Source organism: Sneathiella sp. (assembly GCF_036960985.1).
Classification (GTDB): Bacteria; Pseudomonadota; Alphaproteobacteria; order Sneathiellales; family Sneathiellaceae; genus Sneathiella.
In genome coordinates, this window is the sequence record NZ_JBALWD010000003.1 from 161,955 (window position 1) to 185,921 (window position 23,967).

22 protein-coding genes are annotated in these 23,967 nt (G+C 48.3%); 4 read left to right on the forward strand and 18 right to left on the reverse strand.

Annotated elements, in window-relative coordinates:
* Positions 1–63 precede the first annotated feature (63 nt).
* The 6 genes from V7723_RS02875 to V7723_RS02900 are packed head-to-tail and all read right to left on the reverse strand — an operon-like array spanning position 64 to position 4,861.
* Positions 64–495, reverse strand: coding sequence for a DUF2147 domain-containing protein (locus tag V7723_RS02875; RefSeq protein WP_335682911.1), 432 nt, complete (start codon positions 493–495; stop codon positions 64–66).
* Between the two features lie 27 nt (positions 496–522).
* On the reverse strand, positions 523–1,302 hold the full coding sequence (locus tag V7723_RS02880) for an SDR family oxidoreductase (protein WP_335682912.1): 780 nt from the start codon (positions 1,300–1,302) through the stop codon (positions 523–525).
* A 1-nt stretch (position 1,303) separates the two neighbouring features.
* Entirely contained in the window at positions 1,304–1,981 is a 678-nt protein-coding gene (locus tag V7723_RS02885; RefSeq protein WP_335682913.1) for an HdaA/DnaA family protein, read from the reverse strand.
* A gap of 36 nt (positions 1,982–2,017) precedes the next feature.
* Positions 2,018–3,103 (reverse strand): AI-2E family transporter, encoded by a 1,086-nt coding sequence (locus tag V7723_RS02890; RefSeq protein WP_335682914.1) that lies wholly within the window; start codon positions 3,101–3,103, stop codon positions 2,018–2,020.
* A 41-nt stretch (positions 3,104–3,144) separates the two neighbouring features.
* The gene (locus V7723_RS02895; protein ID WP_335682915.1) at positions 3,145–3,672 is read right to left on the reverse strand and encodes a CDP-alcohol phosphatidyltransferase family protein; all 528 of its coding nucleotides are present in this window, start codon (positions 3,670–3,672) and stop codon (positions 3,145–3,147) included.
* A 37-nt stretch (positions 3,673–3,709) separates the two neighbouring features.
* Complete coding sequence (locus V7723_RS02900) at positions 3,710–4,861, reverse strand: DUF2066 domain-containing protein (protein ID WP_335682917.1); 1,152 nt, start codon at positions 4,859–4,861, stop codon at positions 3,710–3,712.
* Positions 4,862–4,927: 66 nt separating this feature from the next.
* Here V7723_RS02900 and purM point away from each other — a divergent pair, with 66 nt between their 5' ends.
* The 4 genes from purM (at position 4,928) to V7723_RS02920 (ending at position 8,190) form a co-directional block, all read left to right on the forward strand.
* Complete coding sequence (gene purM / locus V7723_RS02905; RefSeq protein ID WP_335682918.1) at positions 4,928–6,010, forward strand: phosphoribosylformylglycinamidine cyclo-ligase; 1,083 nt, start codon at positions 4,928–4,930, stop codon at positions 6,008–6,010.
* Positions 5,998–6,660 (forward strand): phosphoribosylglycinamide formyltransferase, encoded by a 663-nt coding sequence (gene purN, locus V7723_RS02910; RefSeq protein ID WP_335682919.1) that lies wholly within the window; start codon positions 5,998–6,000, stop codon positions 6,658–6,660. Before purM ends, purN begins: the two co-directional genes overlap by 13 nt.
* A gap of 106 nt (positions 6,661–6,766) precedes the next feature.
* Entirely contained in the window at positions 6,767–7,837 is a 1,071-nt protein-coding gene (locus tag V7723_RS02915; protein ID WP_335682921.1) for an ABC transporter substrate-binding protein, read from the forward strand.
* Between the two features lie 122 nt (positions 7,838–7,959).
* Positions 7,960–8,190, forward strand: coding sequence for a DUF202 domain-containing protein (locus V7723_RS02920; RefSeq protein ID WP_335682943.1), 231 nt, complete (start codon positions 7,960–7,962; stop codon positions 8,188–8,190).
* Positions 8,191–8,263: 73 nt separating this feature from the next.
* Here V7723_RS02920 and rpsD read toward each other — a convergent pair whose 3' ends face one another.
* The 12 genes from rpsD to V7723_RS02980 all read right to left on the reverse strand — a co-directional run bounded on the left by rpsD (position 8,264) and on the right by V7723_RS02980 (position 23,712).
* Positions 8,264–8,881 carry a 30S ribosomal protein S4 gene (rpsD, locus tag V7723_RS02925; RefSeq protein ID WP_335682922.1) on the reverse strand — a complete coding sequence of 206 codons (618 nt, stop codon included), beginning with the start codon at positions 8,879–8,881 and terminating at the stop codon, positions 8,264–8,266.
* 95 nt (positions 8,882–8,976) lie between these two features.
* Positions 8,977–9,888, reverse strand: coding sequence for an alpha/beta fold hydrolase (locus V7723_RS02930; RefSeq protein ID WP_335682923.1), 912 nt, complete (start codon positions 9,886–9,888; stop codon positions 8,977–8,979).
* Complete coding sequence (locus tag V7723_RS02935; protein ID WP_335682924.1) at positions 9,869–10,630, reverse strand: RNA methyltransferase; 762 nt, start codon at positions 10,628–10,630, stop codon at positions 9,869–9,871. Before V7723_RS02935 ends, V7723_RS02930 begins: the two co-directional genes overlap by 20 nt.
* Before the next feature lie 7 nt (positions 10,631–10,637).
* Entirely contained in the window at positions 10,638–12,245 is a 1,608-nt protein-coding gene (gene cimA, locus V7723_RS02940; RefSeq protein WP_335682925.1) for a citramalate synthase, read from the reverse strand.
* Entirely contained in the window at positions 12,245–13,618 is a 1,374-nt protein-coding gene (cysS, locus tag V7723_RS02945) for a cysteine--tRNA ligase (RefSeq protein WP_335682926.1), read from the reverse strand. The genes cimA and cysS overlap by 1 nt, the downstream gene beginning before the upstream one ends.
* 15 nt (positions 13,619–13,633) lie before the next feature.
* On the reverse strand, positions 13,634–14,965 hold the full coding sequence (gene gltX / locus V7723_RS02950) for a glutamate--tRNA ligase (RefSeq protein WP_335682927.1): 1,332 nt from the start codon (positions 14,963–14,965) through the stop codon (positions 13,634–13,636).
* Positions 14,962–16,626 (reverse strand): NAD+ synthase, encoded by a 1,665-nt coding sequence (locus V7723_RS02955; protein WP_335682928.1) that lies wholly within the window; start codon positions 16,624–16,626, stop codon positions 14,962–14,964. The genes gltX and V7723_RS02955 overlap by 4 nt, the downstream gene beginning before the upstream one ends.
* Positions 16,627–16,707: 81 nt before the next feature.
* Positions 16,708–18,051, reverse strand: a complete 1,344-nt coding sequence (locus V7723_RS02960; RefSeq protein ID WP_335682929.1) for an MFS transporter — start codon at positions 18,049–18,051, stop codon at positions 16,708–16,710.
* Positions 18,052–18,147: 96 nt separating this feature from the next.
* Positions 18,148–19,299 (reverse strand): hypothetical protein, encoded by a 1,152-nt coding sequence (locus tag V7723_RS02965; protein ID WP_335682930.1) that lies wholly within the window; start codon positions 19,297–19,299, stop codon positions 18,148–18,150.
* A 9-nt stretch (positions 19,300–19,308) separates the two neighbouring features.
* The gene (locus V7723_RS02970) at positions 19,309–20,688 is read right to left on the reverse strand and encodes a class II 3-deoxy-7-phosphoheptulonate synthase (protein WP_335682931.1); all 1,380 of its coding nucleotides are present in this window, start codon (positions 20,686–20,688) and stop codon (positions 19,309–19,311) included.
* Positions 20,689–20,833: 145 nt separating this feature from the next.
* Positions 20,834–22,189: a glutathione-disulfide reductase gene (gene gor, locus V7723_RS02975; protein WP_335682932.1), complete on the reverse strand. Its 1,356-nt coding sequence runs from the start codon at positions 22,187–22,189 to the stop codon at positions 20,834–20,836.
* Positions 22,190–22,254: 65 nt separating this feature from the next.
* Entirely contained in the window at positions 22,255–23,712 is a 1,458-nt protein-coding gene (locus tag V7723_RS02980; RefSeq protein WP_443024173.1) for an NAD-dependent succinate-semialdehyde dehydrogenase, read from the reverse strand.
* Between the last annotated feature and the right edge of the window lie 255 nt (positions 23,713–23,967).

The following is a 23,967-nucleotide window of genomic DNA, read 5'->3' on the forward strand; positions in this document are numbered from 1 at the left end:
TTTATGACAATTAAGCTGTTTCCTTTCAAATAACTAATGAAGATAGCCCAAAAAGGTAAAAAATCATTCTACCTTCTTCCAAACCTGCGTTTTGCACAAAAACAAGACACAGCCTTCAACCTCAAGCACGCCTGACTTTGCAATTGTCAAAGTAGAGCTGTAAGTTTTTCCGTCTTCCGGATTGTAGATTGTCCCATCTTCCCATTCCGTCTTGGATTCTGGTGTAAAACCACTTAATAGTTCCAAGCCTAGAATTGGGCGGGTTTTTAGAGATTTTTCCGTATTATTAAGATCCTTTTTTGGCTTGCCTTCCGGATTATTTGGCTCCTTCAACCAAACAATTTTACCGCAAAACTTATCCCCGCAAGGTTCAATTTTAACATGGCTCTTGCCTTCAACAGTTGACCAAACGCCAGTAACATCAGCTGATGCCACCGATGCCAGAAGCGAAAGAGAAGCCACACCTGCTAAAAGTAATCCCTTATTAAGCAACATTTCGTTTTCTCCACAAAATTATTACACTTACAAAGTGCCCGGAAACGCCCCGCCATCCAATAATAGATTTTGACCGGTAATAAACCCGGCCTTGTCACTACATAAAAAAGCGCAGGCCGCCCCGAATTCTTCTGCTGTCCCAAATCGCCCGGCCGGATTTCCCGCTGCACGTTCTTTGCGCAATTGTTCGATAGGCTTTCCAGAAGATTTTGCCACAGTTTCAAAATTACTTTTTAGTCGATCAGTGTCAAATGGTCCGGGAAGGAGTGCATTAATCGTCACGTTATCAATTACCGTTTTTCTTGCTATACCTGCTACAAAACCTGTTAATCCGGCTCTAGCCCCATTCGACAATCCCAGAATATCAATGGGCGCTTTAACGGCGGCAGAGGTAATATTTATAATGCGTCCGAATTTACGCTCTCGCATGCCACCAACTGTTGCCTTTATCAGTTCAATCGGCGTGAGCATATTGGCGTTGAGTGCCTTCATCCAATCATCGGTTGACCAATCTTGAAAATCTCCGGGAGGTGGCCCCCCCGCATTATTCACTAAAATATCAGGATTTGGACAAGCATTAAGTACGTCGCTTCGACCTTCTGGGGTTGTTATATCACCCGTGAGCGCCTTTACCTCGACATCCCATTTGCCGCGAATAAAAGCGGCCGTTTCATTCAAGGTAGACTCGGTGCGCGCGGTAATAACAAGATTGACGCCCTCTTCCGCCAACGCTTCGGCACATCCACGGCCCAAGCCTTTGCTTGATGCACAAACAATAGCCCATTTACCAGATAATCCTAAATCCATTTCAATTTCCCTGTTCTTCCAATAAGACTTCCCGTATCAGGGGAATGCTAATTTTTCTTTTTTGTGCGAGCGCCCGCTTATCCAAAATTGAAACTACCCTCGCAATTTCGGCAAAAGAACGTTCAATCCTAACAAGTAAATACTGAACGACATCTGGTGTTACCGCAAGCTGTCGATCAGAAAAATGTTTGACGACCAATGCTGCAAACAATTGATCGTCCGGTTCACCAATCTTGGCAATTGGTATTGTTCCTATTCGAGATTTCAAATCCGGTAGAGTTAGATTCCATTGTTTAGGTGACTTGCCGGCAGTAATGAGCATACTATTTTTGTTTTCGACCAATAAATTAAACAGATGAAACAACTCTGTTTCTGGCATTCCCACATCCGCATCCTCGCACAACACAGGCGTAGACGCGATGTCTGTTAGTTCCTCTATCGTCAACCCGGCCAAATCTGACGCCTTGAAATATTTGGCCCCGGACATTGTTTGCCACACACCGGCGAGATGTGATTTACCGCATCCTTTAGGCCCATTCAATATTAGGTGCCCGCCTGGCCATGCGGGCCACTTATCTATCCATCCTACAGCTTCTTCGTTCGGCGTCGCGACAAGGAAATCGTCCCGACCATCTGCCGAACGAAATGTGAAATTCATAGGAATTTGTGAAGCTTCCATAAGGTGCGTTCTTTTGTCGAGTTTTGGCGGTTAAGACTACTTTTTTTCTTCTTCTGGAACAGGTGGCGGGGCACCGTATAGTGGACTTTCCAAATACTGCCGTATGGAGAAACGGCTAAGAACGCCAACGACCGCAGCCATCGGAACCGCGATCAAAACACCAACAAACCCAAAAAGGCTGCCGCCTGCAAGCAATCCAAACATCACCCATACAGGATGAAGACCAACGCGTTCACCTACCATATTTGGCGTAAGGACATATCCCTCTAATACCTGTCCGACGACGTAGATAACCCCAATGATACCTATCATGAAAAAATCCGGCCAGAATTGCACTAATGCGATCCCAATAGAGGCGACAGCCCCGATAATTGCACCGACAAACGGTATAAAGGAAATCATTCCTGTTATTATTCCAATTGTCAGTCCGAATTCCAAACCAGAAACCATTAACGCAATGCCGTAGTAAAGCGACAATATCAGGCAGACCGTTGCCTGCCCGCGCACAAAACCTGCAAGAACGTCGTCAATCTCTTTTGCTAGGCGCCTGACCTCATGGGCATTTTTAACAGGTAGCCAACTGTTTACTTTTTCCACAATGCGATCCCAGTCTCGCAACAGGTAAAATGCGACGACGGGTGTAATGACCAAAAGAGTTATGGCATTAACTAACGCCAAGCCGCCACCGATGATATTTTTAGATAGTGTCCCGAGACTTTTAACGGCCTCTGCTGCGTAAAGAGCAAGAGATTTCTTAATTTCCTCGTTCTGTTGCAGGTCATTTACATCAACGAACCGCTCAACAATCGGCATGAGGAATGCATGTAGCCGCGCGATATAGCCGGGCAATCTATTTAAGAAGCCTAATAACTGCTCAATCAACACAGGAACTAACAAGATCATCATCAATACAACGAGCAATACAAAAACGCCGATTATAATAGCCGTGGCTATAGATCTATTGACACCAAGGTCTTCTAGTTTATCGGCAACGGGATCAAGAAAATACGCGACCGCCATTCCCAGAATAAAAGGAAGAAGGATATTGCTTAAAAGTAAGAGAAAGAGAACAAATAGTGTAACAAAAATAGCCCAAAATTTCATATGTTGTTTTAACGACATCGCAGGCTTTCTCCAGGTTAGGTTGTCAGTATTTTCTATCTCTAACTATTCTGCCGCGACCATTGCAAAATATAATTATGCCCAGAGAGGACAGTTGTTATGGCGACTGCGTAAATACAAATGACAATTATAAAACTGTCACCAAGATTCAACCCGCGATCCCCTAGAATCAAAGCCGCCAAAATAATCTGACAGAACGTATTAAATTTACTGATTTTCGAGGGAGCTATTTCAAGGTTTAGCTCCATTAAAAAGGTCAGCAATATCCCGCCGACGATCAGGATATCACGACTAACCACCAAAATAACCAACCAACTTGGAAGAAATTCTTGAATTCCCAAAGTAACGTATATGGATACCAGTAATACCTTATCAGCCAATGGATCAAGATACGTGCCTAATGGTGTTACTAAATCAAACTGTTTTGCTATTAATCCGTCCAGAGCGTCAGTCACACCGGCGATCAAGAACACGATAAAAGCCGCCAGCATCTGTTCACGTAAGATAAGCCAGACGATTACAGGCACGAGCATCATGCGAAACAATGTAATGCTATTGGGGATATTCACAGTAAGCCCTGTTCTCGAAATTAAAATTAGACTTCAATCAGTTCTGAGCAGAATCAAGTGTCCAATAGCCGCTATTGTCGACCAATTGAAGGTCTTGTTGCGCCAGTGAAACCTTCAGTTGATCCATACTCCCGAGAAAAGTGATATGCCAGAAAGCTTTTGCTATTGATAGATCAACAGTTCGAATGCCGCTTACCGAAGACAAGTTTTTCACCTTCTCCTGGATACGAAGCCAATCTTCTAGTCCAGTGATCGTCGTTGTAACCGCAAGAGTATTCTCAACACTGAAATCAATAATGTTTTGCTGTTTCCAGTCTTCCTGTTGTTTCTGCAAAATATCAAGAATAGCGCTTTGCATCAAAAAATCTGGATCATCAATACCTTTATACGAATCAATTACAGTGGCTGAAAATTGTCCGCTACGTTGCCTTGAAATGTCCAGAACAAGGCCTCCATCCTGATCTTCACGGAGGGTAGCGCTGATAACCAACGTACCGACTGTGTCATAAGTACTTTCAATGATACCAATTGCGTCTTCATCGAGGGAAGCAGCTTGTCGCGCATCAATAGCCTGGATATCGGCAAAATCACCGGCCGGAACAGTAACAGGTTGCGATAGCGCCTGAGCGGCATCATCAAGATTAACTTCCGCAATTTCTGGTCTGATGCCATAGTCGATGACATCTACCCAGGCAGTACGCCATGGATTGGGTTCTTCCCAGAGAACTTTTCGTTCGCCATTGTTAAAAATAGGAAGAACTAACAAGGGTTTTGCGACTGCTTCGGAAAATGGTAGGTTTGCACTTCGCAAAATATCCCGAATCTCCTGACGTTTAAATTCAAACGTCAGATCCGCAAGATAACGTTGCGGCGCCGTGCGCTCGCCCGCAACCTGAAACCCGGCGACCAAAGGTGTGATATCCTCATCCTGTAGGATAGGAATGTCCATATGGTAGGATGCGGGAATGAGTTTTCGCAGCAGAGCGTTTAAAGCCCTTCGCTGTCCGATAGTAATAGCCTTTGTCTGCGCTAGAGGCGTACTTGCCGCTGTCGCGTCGACGGCAATCCCTCTTACGGTATATTGCTCATTCTCAGCCGCATAAACTGGAAATGTTGAAAGAACTGCAATAAACAGCACGCAAACTGCCTGATGCATAATATTACTTAGAAATCGTTTGGTATCCGTCATTGCAAACCACTGGAAAAAAAGTATGTTGAGCCAAGCATAAACTACTGGTTGGGTGTAGCATATCTTATGAAGAACGATAGCTCCAAAAAAAGTTACAGTTACAAAGAAGCAGGTGTTGATATTGATGCAGGGAACTCCCTCGTTGATACTATAAAACCCCTTGCCGCGGCCACAAGAAGATCTGGAGCTAATGCCGATCTAGGTGGATTTGGAGCAATTTTTGATCCGAAAGCAGCAGGATTTAAAGATCCCCTTCTTGTCTCGGCCACCGATGGTGTCGGCACAAAACTGAAAGTTGCGATTGATATGGATCGCCATGATACAGTCGGTATTGATCTAGTGGCGATGTGCGTCAACGATTTGGTTGTTCAAGGCGCTGAGCCCTTGTTTTTCCTTGATTACTTCGCAACCGGTGGGCTTGATGTCTCCGCGGCGAGCACCATCATTTCCGGAATTGCGGAAGGGTGCAAACAAGCTGGCTGTGCCCTGATTGGCGGTGAAACTGCCGAAATGCCGGGTATGTATGCCGCAGGTGATTATGACCTAGCCGGTTTCACGGTCGGTGCTGTAGAACGAGATCAACTTCTTCAGGCAAACCAGTTGAATGACGGTGATATTCTTTTGGGCCTAGCGTCCTCGGGTGTCCACTCAAACGGATTTTCGCTAATTCGAAAACTTGTCGTGGATTTTGATCTGAATTACTCGGACACTGCTCCTTTTGATTCGCAACAGTCCCTCGGCGATGCGCTTATTGCTCCGACGCGAATCTATGTGAAGAGTTGTCTCCAAGCGATCCGGGCAGGACATATAAAAGCGCTATCGCACATTACCGGCGGTGGCCTTTACGAGAATATACCTCGTATCCTGCCTAAATCCTTGGTCGCGGAGATTGATGCAACATCCTGGGCCCTACCGCCACTCTTCAGCTGGTTGGCCCAAATTGGAAACATTGCTCCGCGAGAGTTAGCAACAACGTTCAATTGCGGCCTTGGAATGGTCGTGGCGGTTTCTCCTGAAAATGAGAAACAAGCCATTGAAATGCTGACAAATGCTGGAGAAACCGTTTTTTCCGTTGGCTATCTGCGCAAGCGCGTTGGTGATGAAGAGCAAGTAAACATGAATGAGTTGGAAACGACGTGGCAAAATTAAGGGTTGCGGTTCTCATTTCATCCCGTGGGAGCAATATGCAATCCTTGGTGAAAGCTTGTGCTGCTGAAAATTTTCCAGCTGAAATAGTCACCGTTATCTCTAATAATCTCGAAGCAGCCGGTCTTAAATTCGCGGCAGAGAACAGTATTTCTACGCGCGTAATTGATCACCGCGATTTCGAAGACCGCGAGACCTTTGAAGCCCAACTTACGGAATATCTTTCCGAACTGGATGTTGATCTCATTTGTCTCGCTGGCTTCATGCGTCTTTTAACGGCCGAATTTGTCAATCGCTGGCGGGACCGTATCCTGAATATTCACCCCTCCCTTCTCCCCGCTTTCAAAGGGCTCCATGTCCATGAGAGAGCCATTGAATCCGGAACCCGGTTTACCGGTTGCACTGTCCATTTTGTCCGTCCTGAAATGGATGACGGCCCCATCATCAGCCAGGCAGCCGTTCCAATTTTACAAGATGACACGGCAGATAGCTTAGCTGCCCGTATCCTGGAACAGGAACATCTAATTTACCCGCTTGCCCTTAAATTAGTGGCGGAAAAACGTGTTCGGATAAGCGGTGCCATTGCAATAATTACCGGCGCAGATCAGCCTACCCGGTCGCTGGTAAATCCAAAACTAGACATTTACGAGTAATTTTCAGTAATGTTGAACCCTGATTATGATTTCAAAACATATTTTTAAGACAGCATTATTACTAGTTGTCTTGCTAATAACGGCCTGCCAGAGAAGTGAGCAAAAAATGAACATTGGTGCCATTTATAATTTGACCGGTGACCAGCAAAATCTGGACATACCTTCTTCCCAAGGTGCTTTATTGGCTGTCGATGAATTAAACAGTATTGGCGGTATTTTAGGGAAAAATGTTAACCTTTTACTTGAAGATGGTGAAACCGATACGGTGGTCATCGCTAGGAAGACCGAGGCCCTGATTAGCAGTAATCCAGATATGCCGGTCATTATTGGTATGTCGGATACTGATGTCGTGCTTGCCGCCGCACATGTTGCTGCAAAACATAAGCGGACTTTCATAACATCCGGTGCAACCTCTCCGCTTTTGCCCGAACAGGTTCCAAACTACCTATTCCTTGCCTGTTATGGCGACAATGTTCAAGCCGCTGCCGCGGCGGAATGGGCCGTCAATACCTTGAAAGCGTCAAAAGTTGCTGTTTTGTATAAACAAGGCATGTCTTATACCGAATTGCTTAGAAAGTATTTTGTTACGCGATACATAGAACTTGGCGGCACGATTACCGTAGATAAAGGATATACGGTTGAAAGCTTCCCCGCGTTGCTTACAGATCTCGGTGATGCCGATTTAATCTATCTTTCCGCTTCTCCGAACGAGGTTATCTCTGAAGTTTCCCAAATAAGAGCGGCGGGCGTTACAGTCCCGATCCTGAGTGGTGATGGATTTGATATCGGCGAAGGCTGGCAAAAACTCCCGGACGAAGACAATAGCTATTTTACAACCCATGCCGATGTTGGCGCCGATAACAAATCTCCTGCGGTGATCGCTTTTCGCGCTGCTTTTATGAAAAAATTTCCGGGACATGAGCCAGATGCCTTTACGGCTTTAGGGTATGATACCGTCAAACTTGTCGCTGCGACCATCGAAAAGGCGGGCAGCACCGAGGCCCAAGCCGTGCGGGAAGCGCTTTCTACGATGCAAAAATTTCAAGGTATTACGGGAGAAATCAGCTTTACGGCGGGAAATCCTATTCCCGTAAAATCTGTCGCTTTGATGAGGGTCGACAGAGGCGCTGAGAAGCTTATTCAGGAAATTTTGCCAACAAGTGTCCCCTTACCTTAACATCAGGTGTATTTGCCTCTTGTCTTGACGGGTTCAAATTTGTTTAACTAAGCACAACCGTGTTAAGGAGAGTCACAATTACCCAGCAAGACAAGCGCAATATCGATACTTTTAAACTTGCGGTGCATAGAACAGAGCTGGCGAACCGGCGAACCCTCATGGCTTATGTGAAGACGGCCATTGCCCTGTGTGCGGCAAGTGTCGCCTTAATTCAATTGCTGGATGACAAGCTTTTGGGATTGTTGGGTTGGGTTCTGCTTCCCTTGTCCCTCACCGTCCTTTTGATCGGCCTTTATGACTACAACCGCGTCAAAAAATCCATCAACGAAGAAAAAAAAGACGGCGGACTGTAGCGGCCCTTATTTTTAGGTACAAAAAAAGCCGGGGAGATTAATCCGCCCGGCTTTTTTGTTTCTGGCTAACTAATTAGCGAGAATAGAATTCGACGATCAGGTTTGGTTCCATCAAAACTGGGTAAGGAACATCTGACAAATTAGGGATGGCATTAAACGTTCCCTTCATTTTCTTGTGGTCCACATCCAGATATTCAGGAATGTCGCGCTCTGCGCTGTCAGCAGCTTCCAGTACAAGACCCATCTGTTTGGACTTCTCACGAACTTCGACAACGTCGCCTACTTTAACCTGGTAAGAAGCGATATTTACTTTCTTGCCATTGACCGTAACATGGCCATGGTTGACGAATTGGCGTGCTGCAAAAACTGTTGGTACAAATTTCATGCGGTAAACAACCGCGTCTAGCCGGCGTTCCAGAAGACCAATAAGATTTTCGGACGTATCACCTTTCAGGCGAACAGCTTCGGCATAAAGACGACGGAAGCTTTTTTCCGTAATGTTACCGTAATATCCTTTGAGTTTCTGTTTGGCACGAAGATGGATACCGAAGTCAGAAATTTTGCCGCGGCGACCCTGGCCATGTTGGCCCGGTCCATATTCCCTGCGGTTTACAGGACTTTTAGGACGGCCCCAAAGGTTTTCACCCATGCGGCGATCAATTTTGTATTTCGCTTGAATGCGCTTGCTCATAAACTTAATCCAGTTCTATCGATATAGGAAAAAGGCATGCCGACGAGGCTTGCTCAAGCGGCGCACTATACTGATCAATAAAACCTTGTCAATCCTTATGTGGCGCCGGATTGGCCGGCTTGCTCATCGACAAATGACAAGATCTCTTTTGAGACAATATCAGGTGCTTCATGAGTAACCCAATGTGTCACATTTGGCAGCCGGATGATCTGCAGATCCGGCACCAATGCGTTCAATCCATCCAAATTTTCGGGAACCAGGGCATGATCTTTTTCCCCCCACATCACCAACGTCGGTACTTTGACCCCAAAATCATCGGGATTTAACCCAAACCCTTTGCCTTTATTCTCGGCGGTTGCAGGTGTCAAAGGCGAAGCCCGGTAATAATTCAACATGGATTTAAGGGCATTCGGCCGTGTCCAAGCCTCTTGATAGGCGTGCTTGTCGTCTTCGGTCATCTGTCCCGACGCAAGATGCGTCTCAAAAGTCCATTTCAACAACCATTCACAGCCATTCGCCAACATATCGTCTTCTATTCCCTCATTGCGGAAATAGGCCATATATTGGCTTTGCGCGATTTGTGTGTCATTTTTGGATAGAAGTTCTGAAAAGATATATGGATGGGGGCCATTCAGGATGATCAGGCCCTTTATTCTCTTCGGATGCGCAATGGCCATGGCCCAGGCAACGCCGGCCCCCCAATCATGGGCGACGAGGTAGAATTTTTCATATCCTAGTGCTTCAGCCAATCCAAACATATCTGCCATTAAGTAATTGATACGATAGGATTTAATACCATCGGGTTTATCCGACAGGTTATAGCCACGCATGTCAGGTGCGACCGCGTGATAGCTTTCACCGACGACCGGGAGTTGTTTGCGCCAGGTATACCAAAACTCCGGAAATCCATGCAGCATCAGGACAAGATCCTGATGTTCCGTACCACTCTCGGCGTAATGAATATTTATATCGCCGATTTTGACCGTATTATGATTTATTTCCGTCATCTTTCTTATCTTTCAGCTTCATACTCAGGCCTTTAACGCCGCCTTGGAAGGCCCGAACATCGGATTCCATTAATCCCAACCGTTGAAACATTGTGCGCATATTCCGCAATATAACGGGTTTTCGGTTGATAATCGGGTCAAAAAATCCGCGAGCGTCCAATTCACGTTCAATCCTGGCAAACAAATACGATAGCTCTTCCTTGGTTGCCGGCCTTTCTTCATTCAACATTTGATGAGCGGGGGTTTCATCTGCTGTTTGGAACCATTCGTAGCCCACCAATAAAACCGCCTGTGCCAGATTAATCGATGAAAATTCCGGATTCAACGGAACTGAAATCAAGCTGTCCGCCAACGTGACGTCATCGGCCGACAATCCAACACTCTCCTTGCCAAACAATATCCCCGTCGCTTTACCGGATTGAGCCTGTTTTCGAAGATCCGCCGCGGCACCATTTGGTGTCGAAACCTTCTTGATAACATCTCGCTGACGCGCCGTTGTTGCGTAAACATAATGGAGGTCTGCGACGGCATCTGCGGTGGTTTTAAAGATCTTGGTAGTTTCCAATACCCGATCCGCCCGGGACGCCATGGCGACGGCGCGTTCGTTGGGCCAGCCGTCTCTGGGATTGACCAGTCGCAATTCCGTCAACCCAAAATTAAGCATCGCACGCGCGGCCGCGCCTATATTTTCCCCCATTTGGGGTTCGACCAAAATGATGATTGGTTGGTTTATGACAGACACGATTTGACTATTTCAAACTGGCCGGCGCACCGGCTTTATAAAGCTTGTACGTAATACTATCGATCATGGCTGCAAAAGACGCATCGACGATGTTGGGCGAAACCCCAACCGTGAACCAGCGTTTATTTGAGCTATCGGTACTTTCAATCAACACCCGAGTCACAGCCTCGGTCCCGGACGTCAGGATACGGACTTTAAAATCCACCAGACGCAGGTCATCAAGATATTCGGAATATTTCCCCAGGTCCTTGCGAAGAGCCGTATCCAGGGCGTTGACCGGACCGTTTCCTTCACCCACTGAAAGATACCGTTCGCCATCGACCATCACCTTGACGACAGCGTCAGTAACAGAAACCAGTTCGCCCCGCACATTATGGCGACGTTCGACTTGCACCCGGAAACTTTCGACATCAAAATATTTTGGTATCTGACCCATGCGCCGACGGGCCATGAGCTCAAAACTGGCAAGAGCCCCGTCATAGCTAAAGCCTTTGAATTCCCGTTCTTTAACCTCTTCCAGCATCCGGTCGACTTTCGGATCCTTGGGATCCAACTCAAGACCAAATTCCCGAAGCTGCGCGAGAATATTCGATCGGCCTGCTTGATCCGATACTAATAAATGCCGTTTATTCCCGACCAAGTGCGGCTCGATATGCTCATAGGTTCGTGGATCCTTCTCCACCGCCGAAACATGCAGGCCGCCCTTATGCGCAAAGGCGGCATCTCCCACATAGGCTTGATGCAAATTGGGAGAACGATTGAGAATATCGTCAAGAAGCCGGGAAACCAGAGCGACTGATTTAAGGCCTTCTTCCGTGATGCCCGTATCAATCATCGATTTAAACGGCTCTTTCAGAACAAGAGACGGGATCAGGGAGATCATGTTTGCGTTGCCGCAGCGTTCGCCCAATCCATTCAGCGTGCCCTGGACTTGCCGAACACCCGCTTTGACGGCCATCAGAGTGTTGGCAACCGCATTTTCTGTATCATTATGCGTATGAATACCGAGATGGCTGCCGGGGATATGCTCTATAACTTCCGTAACGATCCGCTCAACCTCATCGGGCAACGTTCCGCCGTTGGTATCACAGAGAACCATCCACCGTGCCCCTGCCCCATAGGCAGCCTTCAAACAGGCCAACGCAAATTCTGAGTTGGCTTTGTATCCGTCAAAGAAATGCTCAGCATCATACATGGCTTCGCGGCCCTGACGGACCGCTTCGGCGATACTGTCGGAGATAAGCTCCAAATTTTCTTCAATGGTGATTCCAAGTGCCACGTCTACATGGAAGTCCCAGCTTTTGCCCACAAGGCAAACAGCGGGCGTCTTGGCGTCCAGAATGGCGCTCAGTCCGGGATCATTGGAAACGCTGCGACCTGGTCGGCGGGTCATGCCAAAGGCCGTAAGTGTCGCATTTTTCAGTTCCGGCGGATTATTGAAGAACGCTGTGTCTCCGGGGTTAGCGCCGGGCCAACCGCCTTCAATATAATCAATCCCGAGTTTGTCGAGCGCTTTGGCAATATTGGTTTTATCTTCTACACTGAAATCCACACCTTGGGTTTGCGCGCCGTCGCGCAACGTCGTGTCGAATAGATAAAGTTTTTCTCGTTCCATTACGCCCTCTTCCAACTGGTTCCATCAGGGCCATCTTCCAAGATGACACCCTTGTCCGCCAGTTCCGTGCGAACTGCATCTGCTGTCGCGAAGTCCTTATTGGACTTGGCTTCAATTCGTTTTTCTATCAGATCTTCGATCTCTTGCGCACTAATATCGCCTTCGCTCGCAGATTTAAACCATTCTTCCGGATCTTGAGACAACAAGCCGAGCAATTTACCGCTTTCCAGCAATTGCCCTTTAATTTTCGCCTTTTCCGTATCGTCTGTCGCTTTATTTGCCGCGCCGGCAAGTGTATAAAGGGCCGACAGGGCGAGTGGGGTATTCAAATCGTCATTCAACGCAGAAATGACGTCCGCTGCGGGTTCTTCAATTGTTGCCGTAACGGTTGCCAGGTTTTGAAGGGCCGTATACAGCCGGTCAAGATTGGTTTTGGAGCGTTTGACACCTTCAGAATTCCAATCCAGTGGTTGGCGGTAATGAGCCGAGAGCATATTCAGGCGCAGAGCTTCCCCCGGTGCCTCCTCCAACACATCGCGCACCGTTCTAAAATTGCCAAGGGATTTGGACATCTTGTCCCCCTCGACAGTCAGAAAGCCATTATGCACCCAATAACGGGCAAATTCTGCACCGTCATGGGCGCAACAGCTTTGCGCCACTTCATTTTCATGATGCGGGAAAATCAGATCCCGCCCGCCACCATGGATATCAAAAGTAATTCCCAAGGTGGCCTTTGCCATTGCCGAGCATTCAATATGCCAGCCCGGACGACCCCGTCCCCACGGACTGTCCCAGCCCGGGATATCATCCGCAGATGGTTTCCACAGGACAAAATCAGCCGGATCCTTTTTGTACGGCGCCACTTCAACCCGGGCGCCCGCAATCATGTCGTCCCGATTACGTCCCGATAGCTTGCCATAATCAGGCATGCTGGGCACGTCAAACAATACGTGCCCCTCCGCCTCATACGCATTTCCCTTTTCAATCAGGGTACTGATGATGGCGATCATGCCCGCGATATGTTCAGTCGCCCGGGGTTCAAGATCCGGGGCCTCGGCATTCAGGGCTGCCATATCGGCGTGATAGGCATCGGTGGTCCGCTTCGTCAGATCGTCAATGCTTTCATTGTTGGCTTCCGCCGCCGTAATTATCTTATCCTCGACATCGGTAATATTCCGCACATAAGTGAGGTCATACTTCTCATGACGGAGCAGTCGTGCCAGAACATCGAAAATCACGACCGGACGGGCGTTTCCAATATGCGCCAAATCATAAACCGTCGGTCCGCAGACATACATGCCAACCTTGCCGGGCGTCATGGGAATAAATTCCTGCTTCTTGCGAACCGCCGTATTATAAAGATGCAACGTCACAATAGATCCTTTGTTTCAGCCGCTGGTGCCGGTAAGGCGCGCCAAGACTTGTTCTCGCCCAATCAGCGGAAGCAAACTGTTCATTTCCGGTCCGTGAGGTTTTCCAGTCAGGGCCAACCTCAGCGGCATAAATAGTGATTTCCCTTTGGCGCCGGTTTTCTCTTTCACTGCCGTCGTCCAGGCTTTCCAGCTGTCGACTGTCAAGTCGCCTTCGGGAAGTTCCTTTGAAGCAGCCAGTAGAAATTCTACACCCTCAATTACCGGTGTCATGGGACCCGAGACGATCTGCCACCAGTCCTTGGCTTCGGCCAGGGTCGCCAGATTGCCGCGAATGGCATTCCAGAAGGTCTCGCCCGCGCCGTCAATATCAATGCGGTCTTTTACTTCTTCCCAGCTTGTTTCGTGAAGCAGTTTGGCATTCAAATTGGCAAGTTCCGCTGGATCAAATTTAGCCGCGGCACGACTGAACCGTGAAATATCATAACCACCGACCACGTCTTCCAATGTATGGCGTACTTCCACATTGTCTGATGTTCCAAGGCGCGCCAAAAGACTGTTGACGGTCATCGGCTCAATGCCGCTCTCACGTAATTCACGCAGGCTCTGGCTGCCTTCGCGTTTTGACAAGGGCCCGCCATCAGGGCCCATCAACAACGGTAAATGCGCGAATTCCGGCACCTCTGCCCCAAGGGCTTCGAAAACCTGAATATGAAGCGCCGTATTGCTCACATGATCTTCACCGCGAATAACATGGCTGATTTCAAAATCAATATCGTCGACCACCGACGGCAAATGATATAGCGGGCGGCCATCGGATCGGATTAAAACCGGGTCCGACATACTGGCCCCGTCAACCTCAACCTTGCCGCGCACCAGATCGACCCAGGTAATCATTTCCTGATCCAGTTTAAAGCGCCAATGGGGCTTGCGTCCCTCTGTTTCGAACGCCGCGATCTCGTCTGCGGTTAAGTCCAACGCAGCCCGATCATAGACCGGTGGCATTTTACGTGCCAGCTGACGTTTCCGCTTATAATCCAGCTCGTCACCGGTTTCATAACAGGGATATACACGGCCGGCATCGCGTAAAATCTCAAATGCCTTTGTATAGGCCTCCGAACGATCGGACTGCTTTTTCAGCTCCGACCATTCTAGGCCGAGCCACAACAAATCTTCCTTGATGCCCTCCGCATATTCTTCGGTCGAGCGTTCCTGATCCGTATCGTCCAGGCGCAGCACCATGCCGCCGCCTTGTTTTCGGGCAGAAAGCCAGTTGATCAGGGCTAGCCGGGCGTTGCCCACATGCAAATATCCTGTTGGGCTGGGCGCAAAGCGAAATTTTACAGTCATCTGTTGTCTCTAAATCCATTCGTAATGGGATATCGTCTGTCCCGGCCAAAATTACGGGTTGAAATTTTGACACCGGGTGGCGATTGGCGGCGTTTATATTCGGCAATATACAGCAAATTCTGAATACGGCTAATAGTTGATGCGTCATACCCATCAGCCACAAGTTCGACAAAGGATTTCTCCTCCTCCACCAGGCCGCTCAGAATACCATCCAGTATTTCATAGGGCGGCAGACTGTCTTCATCTTTTTGGTTGTCGCGCAACTCAGCTGTCGGTGGCTTGGAAATAACGTTATGCGGCATCACAGCGCCATCCGGACCTTTGAACAAGGGGGAGTAATGCGTGTTTCGCCATTCAGACAAATCAAAACAGATTGTTTTATAAACATCCTTCAATACGGAATACCCACCGCACATGTCACCGTACAAAGTCGCATATCCAACCGACATTTCGGATTTGTTACCGGTGGTGAGCACCATACTGCCCAGCTTGTTGGATAAGGCCATCAGGGCCATTCCGCGCGCACGCGATTGGATATTCTCTTCGGTAATGTCGGGTTCCTGCCCGTCAAATACGTCTTTCAGCATTACATCAAACGCATCAACAGCCGGTGCAATGGAAATTGTATCCAGACGGGTTCCGAGAAGCCGCGCACATTCCGCCGCGTCATCCAGACTTTCCGACGACGTGTATTTTGACGGCATCATGACGCAATGAACCCGATCAGGACCCAAGGCATCAACAGCCACTGCTGCGCTTAAGGCGCTATCGATACCGCCGGAAAGACCCAGAACAACGCCCGGAAAGCGGTTCTTCTCGACGTAATCCTTCAATCCCAAGACCATCGCCTGATACATGCGTTCAAGTGAGGCCCCCGGATCAATAATTTCCGTAGTCGCACATGACCACTCATCATTTTCATTCCGATGCCAATCTGTGACAACCAAGCCTTCTTTCCAGCTGGCCATTTGCACAGGAAGCGAACGATCCTTGTTTAGGACAAAGGATGCGCCATCAAAAACCAGTTCATCCTGCCCGCCGATCTGATTGACATATATCAACGGTAACTCGGTTTCAGAAACTCTCTCAACGGCATAGTTCAGTCGCTCATCGGATTTATTGTGATCATACGGGCTCCCGTTCGGAACAATGAGGATTTCCGCTCCTGTTTCCTCCAGGCATTCAGCGACTTCAGAAAACCACATATCTTCGCAGATCATTACACCAAGCCGTACCCCCTTAAACGGGATAGGCCCAGGCAAAGGACCGGGTTCGAACACCCGCACTTCGTCAAACACCCCGTAATTGGGTAATTTATTTTTGAACCGACGGGCACTGATCTTCCCCTCTTCCAACAGGCAAACGGCGTTATACAGTTTTCCATCTTCCACCAACGGTGCGGAAATCAACATGGCTGGGCCGCCATCAAGGGTTAGTTCGGCTAGCTCATCGATGGCTGCTTGTGCGGCTCTCTGGAAGGCCGGCTTCAACACCAGATCCTCTGGCGGATAGCCCGATAGAAATAATTCGGGATAGACAACGAGGTCCGCGCCAAGAGATTCGGCCTCTTCGCGGAATTCTTTCGCTAACTGGATGTTCCTGGCGATATTTCCCAAAGTCGGGTTGGCTTGCGCAAGGGCTATTTTTAATTGATCAGTCATGAGGGATTTCTAACCCGACTTTCGCCGCTCAGCAATGATTAGATGGGATAATTGACCGCAAACGACCGAAAAATATCGAAATTAGGGATTAGGGCTCCCCAAAGCCGGTCCGTCATCCATTAATTCCGGAACTTCTTCCTCTTCTTCTGATTGTTCAGATAAAACCTGCTCTTCTTCTTCAGGCTCTTCTTCCCATTCTTCCGTTTCCGGGTTCATGGCCGCAGCCGCAAGACCGGAACGCATGGGCATTGCTACGAAGTCACCCTGATCTTCAAGCGGTGTAGCCGTATTCATTACCATCCGCATTAACGCGAAAACCCCAATGCCCAAATGCCCCGCGGCGATCAAACCAAAGAAGATATATGTTCCCACTGTCGACATTAACTGACCAACGATAATCGGTCCGAATACGGCCCCTATACCGTTCACCAGCATCAAACCACTACTGGCTGCCACCATGTCGGAGGGTTCCAGATAATCGTTGGTATGGGCAATGCACAAAGAATAAAGCGGTATAGAAAAACCGCCAAATAACCCGGCGCCCAGAAGAAAATACAACAACAAATTATTTTCTGCCGCGATCATGGTGAAGATCGCTGCGGCACCGCTAAAGACTGTCGTGACAAAGATAACCTGACGACGGTCAAATCTATCTGAAAGCTTACCAATGGGCCATTGCAACAGGACGCCGGAAAAAACGACGATACTGATAAAGGTCGAAATTTGAGCAATGGAAAGCCCAATTTTTTCTCCGTAAACCGCTGCCATACCGTAAAATGCACCAGCAATTGTTCCCTGCGCCGTCATACCCACAACACCAAGCGGTGAAATTTTATAGAGTTTACGAAGGCTTAGCCGCGTTATCTGCATAAAATTCGGAGCCGGCGCCGCCGTTAAGGCAAGCGGTATCAGCGCGAGAGAAACCAGGACCGAAATTACCACAAACAACGTAAACCCGCCTGGATCCGCAATATTCAGGAAAAGCTGTCCAAGAGCCAGTCCGCCCATCATAATAATCATGTAGACAGACAGCAACTGTCCCCGGGTTTCATTGGTTGCTACGTCGTTGAGCCAGCTTTCGCAAACGATATAAAGCCCCGCGTAGGAGAAGCCGGTAATCAATCGCATAAATCCCCAAACGATGGGGTCAACAAACACCACGTAAAGGAGCGCTGCGGATGAGGCCAGCGATGCCAAGGCCGCGAAGACACGTACATGGCCGACATTGCCCAGAATTTTGGGAGTTATATAGGATCCAAACAGGAACCCGGCATAATAAGCGGACATAATGAAACCAGTGGTCGCCGTTGGAAACCCTTCCAAAGACGCACGGATCCCCACAAGGCTACCTTGCAGGCCGTTTCCTAGCATGAGAAGGCCGATCCCCAACAGGAGTGGCCACGAATTGATAACTGCGGAGTACATGGCCAACTAATCCTGAATTGGTTTCACTCTCGCTCTTATACCCATGGGCACGAGATACTAGCAAAAATCCGACAATTATTATCCAATTATTGCCAGTTATTTTTCTTTTCTGAGGAGGAATTCACGGCCAAGTTTTACGGTCGGCACCTGGTCGTAGGAAATAATATCGGCTGTGGCGTAGGTTTCTGACCAATTTGCTGGTAAAAATGACCCGGTTCCCACCACATCAATGGGGGCATTTATGCTGCCCATCACCCGACATTTTTCGTGGGAAAATCCTGATGATGCAACAATTTTTACCTTATTAAATCCGGCTTTATTCAATTCATCCCGCAAATAATAGATTGCTGCAGCTGAAACACCGGTTCCGACCAGCCATTTCAATTCCTGTTCGGATCGATATTGGCGAATCCCGCGCGGCACATGCCGTTCCAAAACTGCGTAGGAGGTGGCCGGATCCAGGCCTTCAATAAACCGGCCGCCATGGGTATCCATGCGCACGGATATATTTCCGGCTGCCGCAAGTTCCGGAAATTGCCGACAAACCGTAAGTGCATCTGTAATTTCAGCACCATAATAATCAACCAGAACCGTAAAAGGCTCGCCTGGGAAACTTTCGACAAACATCTCTGCTGCCCGCAGAGTGCTACCGGCATAGCCAATCAATGCATGAGGCATTGTTCCCAAGCCTTTGTCTTGATTAAAGAAACTTGCTGTCGAATTATTGGCATTGCCAACAAAACCAATGGCATCATGATCTTTGCGCGCGGCCTCACTGCCAACGGACGCGGCATAAGCCATCATCTCTGCCATTTCGGAGCCCGCGCAATGTCGCGCATCCATGGCCATGAATTGAACTTTGGGAAGATATGAGCACATGGTATAGGCATTGTAAGCGGCCACACAGGCTGAACCCAGCTTTTGTAAATACAGGGTTTCCAAATCAACCAGGTTTTGAAAACTCCCGGTTATATATACAAGCGGTTCTCCCGCGCCGACCCATTCGCCTTCTTCAAAACAAGGTTCAATTTTGAAACTATGTCCTCGAAGTTCGCAAATATTCTCGAGCCAATCGATCATCAGCTTTGGACAAAAGATTATGGGGCGTCTCATAAAAACAGCGTAAGTCACTGTTTTATCGCCAAATTTTCCAACTATTTTTTTGGTTTTATTAAAGTACTGATCTGTATGATCGGCAATCGAATGATCGATTGCCGATCTCTCAGTCGTTGGCTTTTGTTCGTTCATACCGACAGGTTACGAAGCGGCCGCAATGGCGCCCCGATCGCCCCTCTCCTTTTTGATCATTTCCGAGATAAGGAAAGCAAGCTCTAAGGCTTGATTGGCATTCAGACGCGGATCACACGCTGTATGGTAACGATCGCTCAAGCGTTCTTCTGTTACTTCAAAAGCACCGCCAATACATTCCGTAACATCTTGTCCTGTCATCTCGAAATGAACACCGCCAGCGTAGGTTCCTTCACCCTGATGAACATCGAAGAACTGACTGACTTCAGCCATAATCCGATCGACGGGGCGTGTTTTATAGCCCGTCGAGGATTTGATGGTATTGCCATGCATCGGATCACAGGACCAAACAACCGAGCGCCCTTCCTGTTCAACTTTGCGGATCAATGCCGGTAAATGTTTATCCACGTTATCCGCGCCGAAACGGCAGATTACAGTCATCCGTCCCGCTTCGTTTGTTGGATTTAACGCATCAATCAAGCGTATGAGCGTATCTGGATCCTGTGACGGTCCGGCTTTGACACCAATCGGGTTGGACACACCTGAGAGAAACTCAACATGTGCTTCATCCGGATCCCGTGTCCGATCACCGATCCAAAGCATATGAGCGGATGTATCGTAGAAATCACCGGACGTGCTATCAACACGGGTCAGGCTTTGCTCATATGGCAACAGCAGAGCCTCGTGAGACGTATAAAAATCGGTCCGCCCCATTTCCGGTGTATTACCAGATGTCACGCCGCACGCTTCCATAAAGGCCAGAGCGTCATGAATACGATCTGCCATTTCCTGATATCGAGCGCCCTGCTCGCCGCTTGCTACAAACCCCATATTCCAGCTATGGACCTGGTGTAGGTCCGCATAGCCACCCTGCGAGAAAGCCCGCAACAGGTTTAGCGTTGACGCGGCTTGTGAATAGGCTTTCAGCATCCGATCTGGATCTGGAATACGTGCTTCCGGCGTGAAGTCGAAACCGTTGATGATATCGCCCCGGTAACTCGGAAGTTCAACGCCCCCAATGGTTTCCGTGTCTGCAGAACGTGGCTTGGCGAACTGTCCGGCCAACCGACCAACCTTGATCACGGGAACATTTGATCCGAAAGTCAGAACAACGGCCATCTGCAACAGGACTTTAAACGTGTCGCGGATATTGTTTGGATGAAATTCCGCGAAGCTTTCAGCGCAATCTCCGCCCTGAAGAAGAAAACCACGGCCCGCGGCAACATCAGCCAGTTTTGCTTTCAAGCTTCTGGCCTCGCCAGCAAATACCAGCGGCGGAAAGTTTTGCAATTCCCCTTCAACCGCGTGTAGGCGTGCCGCATCCGTATATGTCGGCACCTGCCTGATAGGTTTTTGCCTCCAGCTTTCAGGTGTCCAATTCTTCGACATGTCTCTCATCCTTAATATTCGCTAAACGTTCTAAAAAGTTATTATCTACAACCTTTTCGTATTTTCGCAATCGATAACCCGTGAAATTGGTGTTTACACCCCAAAATATAAGGTTTTTTATCTAAAACAGAGTGTTTTGGCCTTTTTAAGCCGGGACAAATTTCTCACGCATGGTCACAATTTCCTCGGCAAGGCTCGGATGAACCCCGACAGTGCTATCAAATTGTGCCTTTGTCGCACCGCATTTAAGCGCTATCCCTACGGCCTGGATAATCTCCGCTGCATCAGACCCGATAATATGCGCCCCAATCACCAAATCCGTTTTCGTTTCCACAATCAGTTTGACGAAAGCCTGTTCGGAGGCACCGGTTAATGTGTGTTTCATTGGCCGGAATTGAGATTTGTAGATATCGACTTCACCATAACGGGCCCGGGCGTCCGCTTCAGAAAGACCAACCGATCCAACTTGTGGCTGCGAAAACACCGCTGAGGGAACATTATCATGATCCGCAGCACTGGGACGGCCACCGAAAACCGTTTCCGCAAAAGCCATTCCTTCGTGGATGGCCACAGGCGTCAGCGCGATCCGATCGGTTACGTCACCAACAGAGTAGATGTTCTCAATATTCGTCTGAGACCCCGGCGTAACTTTAACCGCGCCATTGGCTTTCAATTCAACGCCAACATTCTCAAGCCCGATGTTCTCCGTATTCGGTTTGCGCCCCGTCGCATACATAATGGCATCTGTTTCCAGAATATCCCCATCTTCCAACGTTACCTTCAAACCAGAAGAAGTCTTCTCGATGGACGCCGGATTTGCATGCGTGCGTAAATCGATACCTTTCTTCTGTATTTCCCCGGCGAGCACATTTTGAACATCGTGATCAAACCCGCGTAAAATCCGCTCTCCGCGATAGAGCTGGATAACATCGGAGCCCAGGCCATTAAAGATACCGGCGAATTCAACAGCGATATACCCACCGCCAACAACAATCACACGCTTGGGCAGTTCGTCCAGGTGAAAGGCTTCATTCGAAGAAATGGCATGCTCTATTCCTGGTACATTCGGCATCACCGGTGTACCGCCAGTGGCAATAAGAATGTATTTTGCCGTCACTTTTTTATCGCCGACCTGTACCGTATTCTTGTCAATTAACGTGGCGCGATCTTGAAACAACTCGACATTATTATTGGCGAGGATATTGTGATAGATACCGTTTAATCGGTCGATCTCACGGTCCTTATTTTCAATAAGTTTGGTCCAGGAATGGGTCGCTTTGGGAACGGTCCAGCCATAGGCCTCTGCATCTTCAAAATCTTCAGAGTAATGGCTCGCGTAAACTAAAAGCTTTTTCGGGACACAGCCCCGAATAACACAGGTACCACCTACGCGGAATTCTTCCGCAATGGCGACTTTCGCGCCTAGACTTGAAGAAATTCTGGATGCGCGAACACCACCGGAGCCAGCTCCGATGACGAACAAATCGTAATCAAATTCCACGTTACTTTTCCTATGCTAGACACCAAAACTGGTGCCAGGTTATGCGACCCCTGACAAATGCTTCGTTAGCTGTTAATGCCGCCAATGCACATGTATTTGATTTCTAGATAGTCATCGATCCCGTATTTTGAACCCTCACGACCAATTCCCGATTGTTTGACGCCGCCAAAAGGCGCAACTTCCGTGGAAATAATACCTGTATTGATGCCGACGATGCCATATTCCAATGCTTCGCTCACCCGCCATATTCTGCCGATATCACGTGCACAGAGATAGGCAGCAAGTCCGAATTCCGTATCATTCGCCATGGCAATCACTTCTTGTTCATCGTCGAATTTAAAAAGTGCCGCCATGGGGCCGAATGTTTCTTCACGCGCCACCGTCATCTCCTGCGTAACACCTGTCAGGATCGTTGGTTCAAAGAAAGTCTGACCAAGAGAATGCCGGCTACCACCCAAAGCTATTTTTGCCCCTTTGGAGACTGCGTCCTCGATATGGCGTTCCACTTTTTGGACGGCCGCTTCAACAATAAGCGGACCTTGCAGCACACCGTCATCAAGACCATTGCCAACTTTCAGGTTTTTCACTTGCTCCGAAAATTTTTCGAGAAACGCATCATGGATACCTGACTGAATATACATTCGGTTCGCACAAACGCAGGTTTGACCGGAATTTCTATATTTAGAGGCAATCGCTGCCTCGACGGCTTCATCAAGATTTGCATCATCAAACACAATAAACGGAGCATTACCGCCTAGTTCCATAGATGTTTTCTTTACAGTTCCCGCACATTGTTCCATCAACAGTTTGCCAACCGCGGTAGAGCCCGTGAAGGTCAGTTTCTGAACGATCGGATTGGATGTCATCTCCGTACCAATCGCCGGTGCATCTCCGGTTACGATACCAAGAATACCAGCCGGGATCCCTGCCCGTTCTGCAATAACAGCCATTGCAAATGCGGAATATGGTGTCAATTCTGCGGGCTTAATAACCATGGGACATCCTGCCGCCAGTGCCGGTGCCGCTTTTCGAGTTATCATTGCGATCGGAAAATTCCACGGTGTGATCGCAACTGTGACCCCGATAGGCTGCTTAATCACAACAATACGCTTATCGTTCTGATGCTCTGGGATAGTGTCACCGTAAATTCGTTTGCCTTCTTCCGCAAACCATTCAATAAAGGATGCAGCATATGCGACTTCTCCGCGGGCCTCCGCAAGCGGTTTACCCATCTCAATTGTCATGATACGAGCTAGATCCTCGGTATTTTCGAGCATCAAATCATGCCATTTTCGCAAAATATTGGCGCGTTCCTTCGCGGTTTTCCCGGCCCAGGATGGCATGGCTGCGCTGGCAGCTTCTATGGCCCGTCGAGTTTCCGCCGCGCCCATTAAGGGAGTAGTACCAACTACTTCGCCTGTTGCCGGATTTTTCACCTCTAGTGTTTCACCGCTATCCGCATCACACCAGACACCACCAATAAGGCCTTGCATCCGCAATAAATCCGGATCGTTCAAATTCAGTGGATTATCATTCTTTTCCAACATTTTCCATTTTCCTTGGCCTGTTAACAGCGCCCTGTTAAGTCGTTGCTACATAAAATTTGATCGCAGAGTCTATGACATATCCCTGACCGGTTCAATCTTCGTTCTTCATGCTGTGGTACAAATATTTTACATAAAAAATACAAAGACTGTTGAATTCGGAAATGAGGGGCCGTAATCTTCCATGAAACACGCTCTTTCTATGAGTTCCGTAGAGTAACAATGCTGTTTTAG

Excerpts from the sequence above, each read along its gene's own strand:
- rpsD (WP_335682922.1), bottom strand. The coding sequence starts at position 8,881 with ATGAGCAAGCGCATTCAAGCGAAATACAAAATTGATCGCCGCATGGGT.
- V7723_RS02890 (WP_335682914.1), bottom strand. The coding sequence starts at position 3,103 with ATGTCGTTAAAACAACATATGAAATTTTGGGCTATTTTTGTTACACTA.
- V7723_RS02965 (WP_335682930.1), bottom strand. The coding sequence starts at position 19,299 with ATGAACGAACAAAAGCCAACGACTGAGAGATCGGCAATCGATCATTCG.
- V7723_RS02880 (WP_335682912.1), bottom strand. The coding sequence starts at position 1,302 with ATGGATTTAGGATTATCTGGTAAATGGGCTATTGTTTGTGCATCAAGC.
- cimA (WP_335682925.1), bottom strand. The coding sequence starts at position 12,245 with ATGGAACGAGAAAAACTTTATCTATTCGACACGACGTTGCGCGACGGC.
- V7723_RS02915 (WP_335682921.1), top strand. The coding sequence starts at position 6,767 with ATGAACATTGGTGCCATTTATAATTTGACCGGTGACCAGCAAAATCTG.
- V7723_RS02960 (WP_335682929.1), bottom strand. The coding sequence starts at position 18,051 with ATGTACTCCGCAGTTATCAATTCGTGGCCACTCCTGTTGGGGATCGGC.
- V7723_RS02955 (WP_335682928.1), bottom strand. The coding sequence starts at position 16,626 with ATGACTGATCAATTAAAAATAGCCCTTGCGCAAGCCAACCCGACTTTG.
- V7723_RS02885 (WP_335682913.1), bottom strand. The coding sequence starts at position 1,981 with ATGGAAGCTTCACAAATTCCTATGAATTTCACATTTCGTTCGGCAGAT.
- V7723_RS02900 (WP_335682917.1), bottom strand. The coding sequence starts at position 4,861 with ATGACGGATACCAAACGATTTCTAAGTAATATTATGCATCAGGCAGTT.
- V7723_RS02875 (WP_335682911.1), bottom strand. The coding sequence starts at position 495 with ATGTTGCTTAATAAGGGATTACTTTTAGCAGGTGTGGCTTCTCTTTCG.
- gltX (WP_335682927.1), bottom strand. The coding sequence starts at position 14,965 with ATGACTGTAAAATTTCGCTTTGCGCCCAGCCCAACAGGATATTTGCAT.
- V7723_RS02970 (WP_335682931.1), bottom strand. The coding sequence starts at position 20,688 with ATGTCGAAGAATTGGACACCTGAAAGCTGGAGGCAAAAACCTATCAGG.
- V7723_RS02930 (WP_335682923.1), bottom strand. The coding sequence starts at position 9,888 with ATGACGGAAATAAATCATAATACGGTCAAAATCGGCGATATAAATATT.
- purM (WP_335682918.1), top strand. The coding sequence starts at position 4,928 with ATGAAGAACGATAGCTCCAAAAAAAGTTACAGTTACAAAGAAGCAGGT.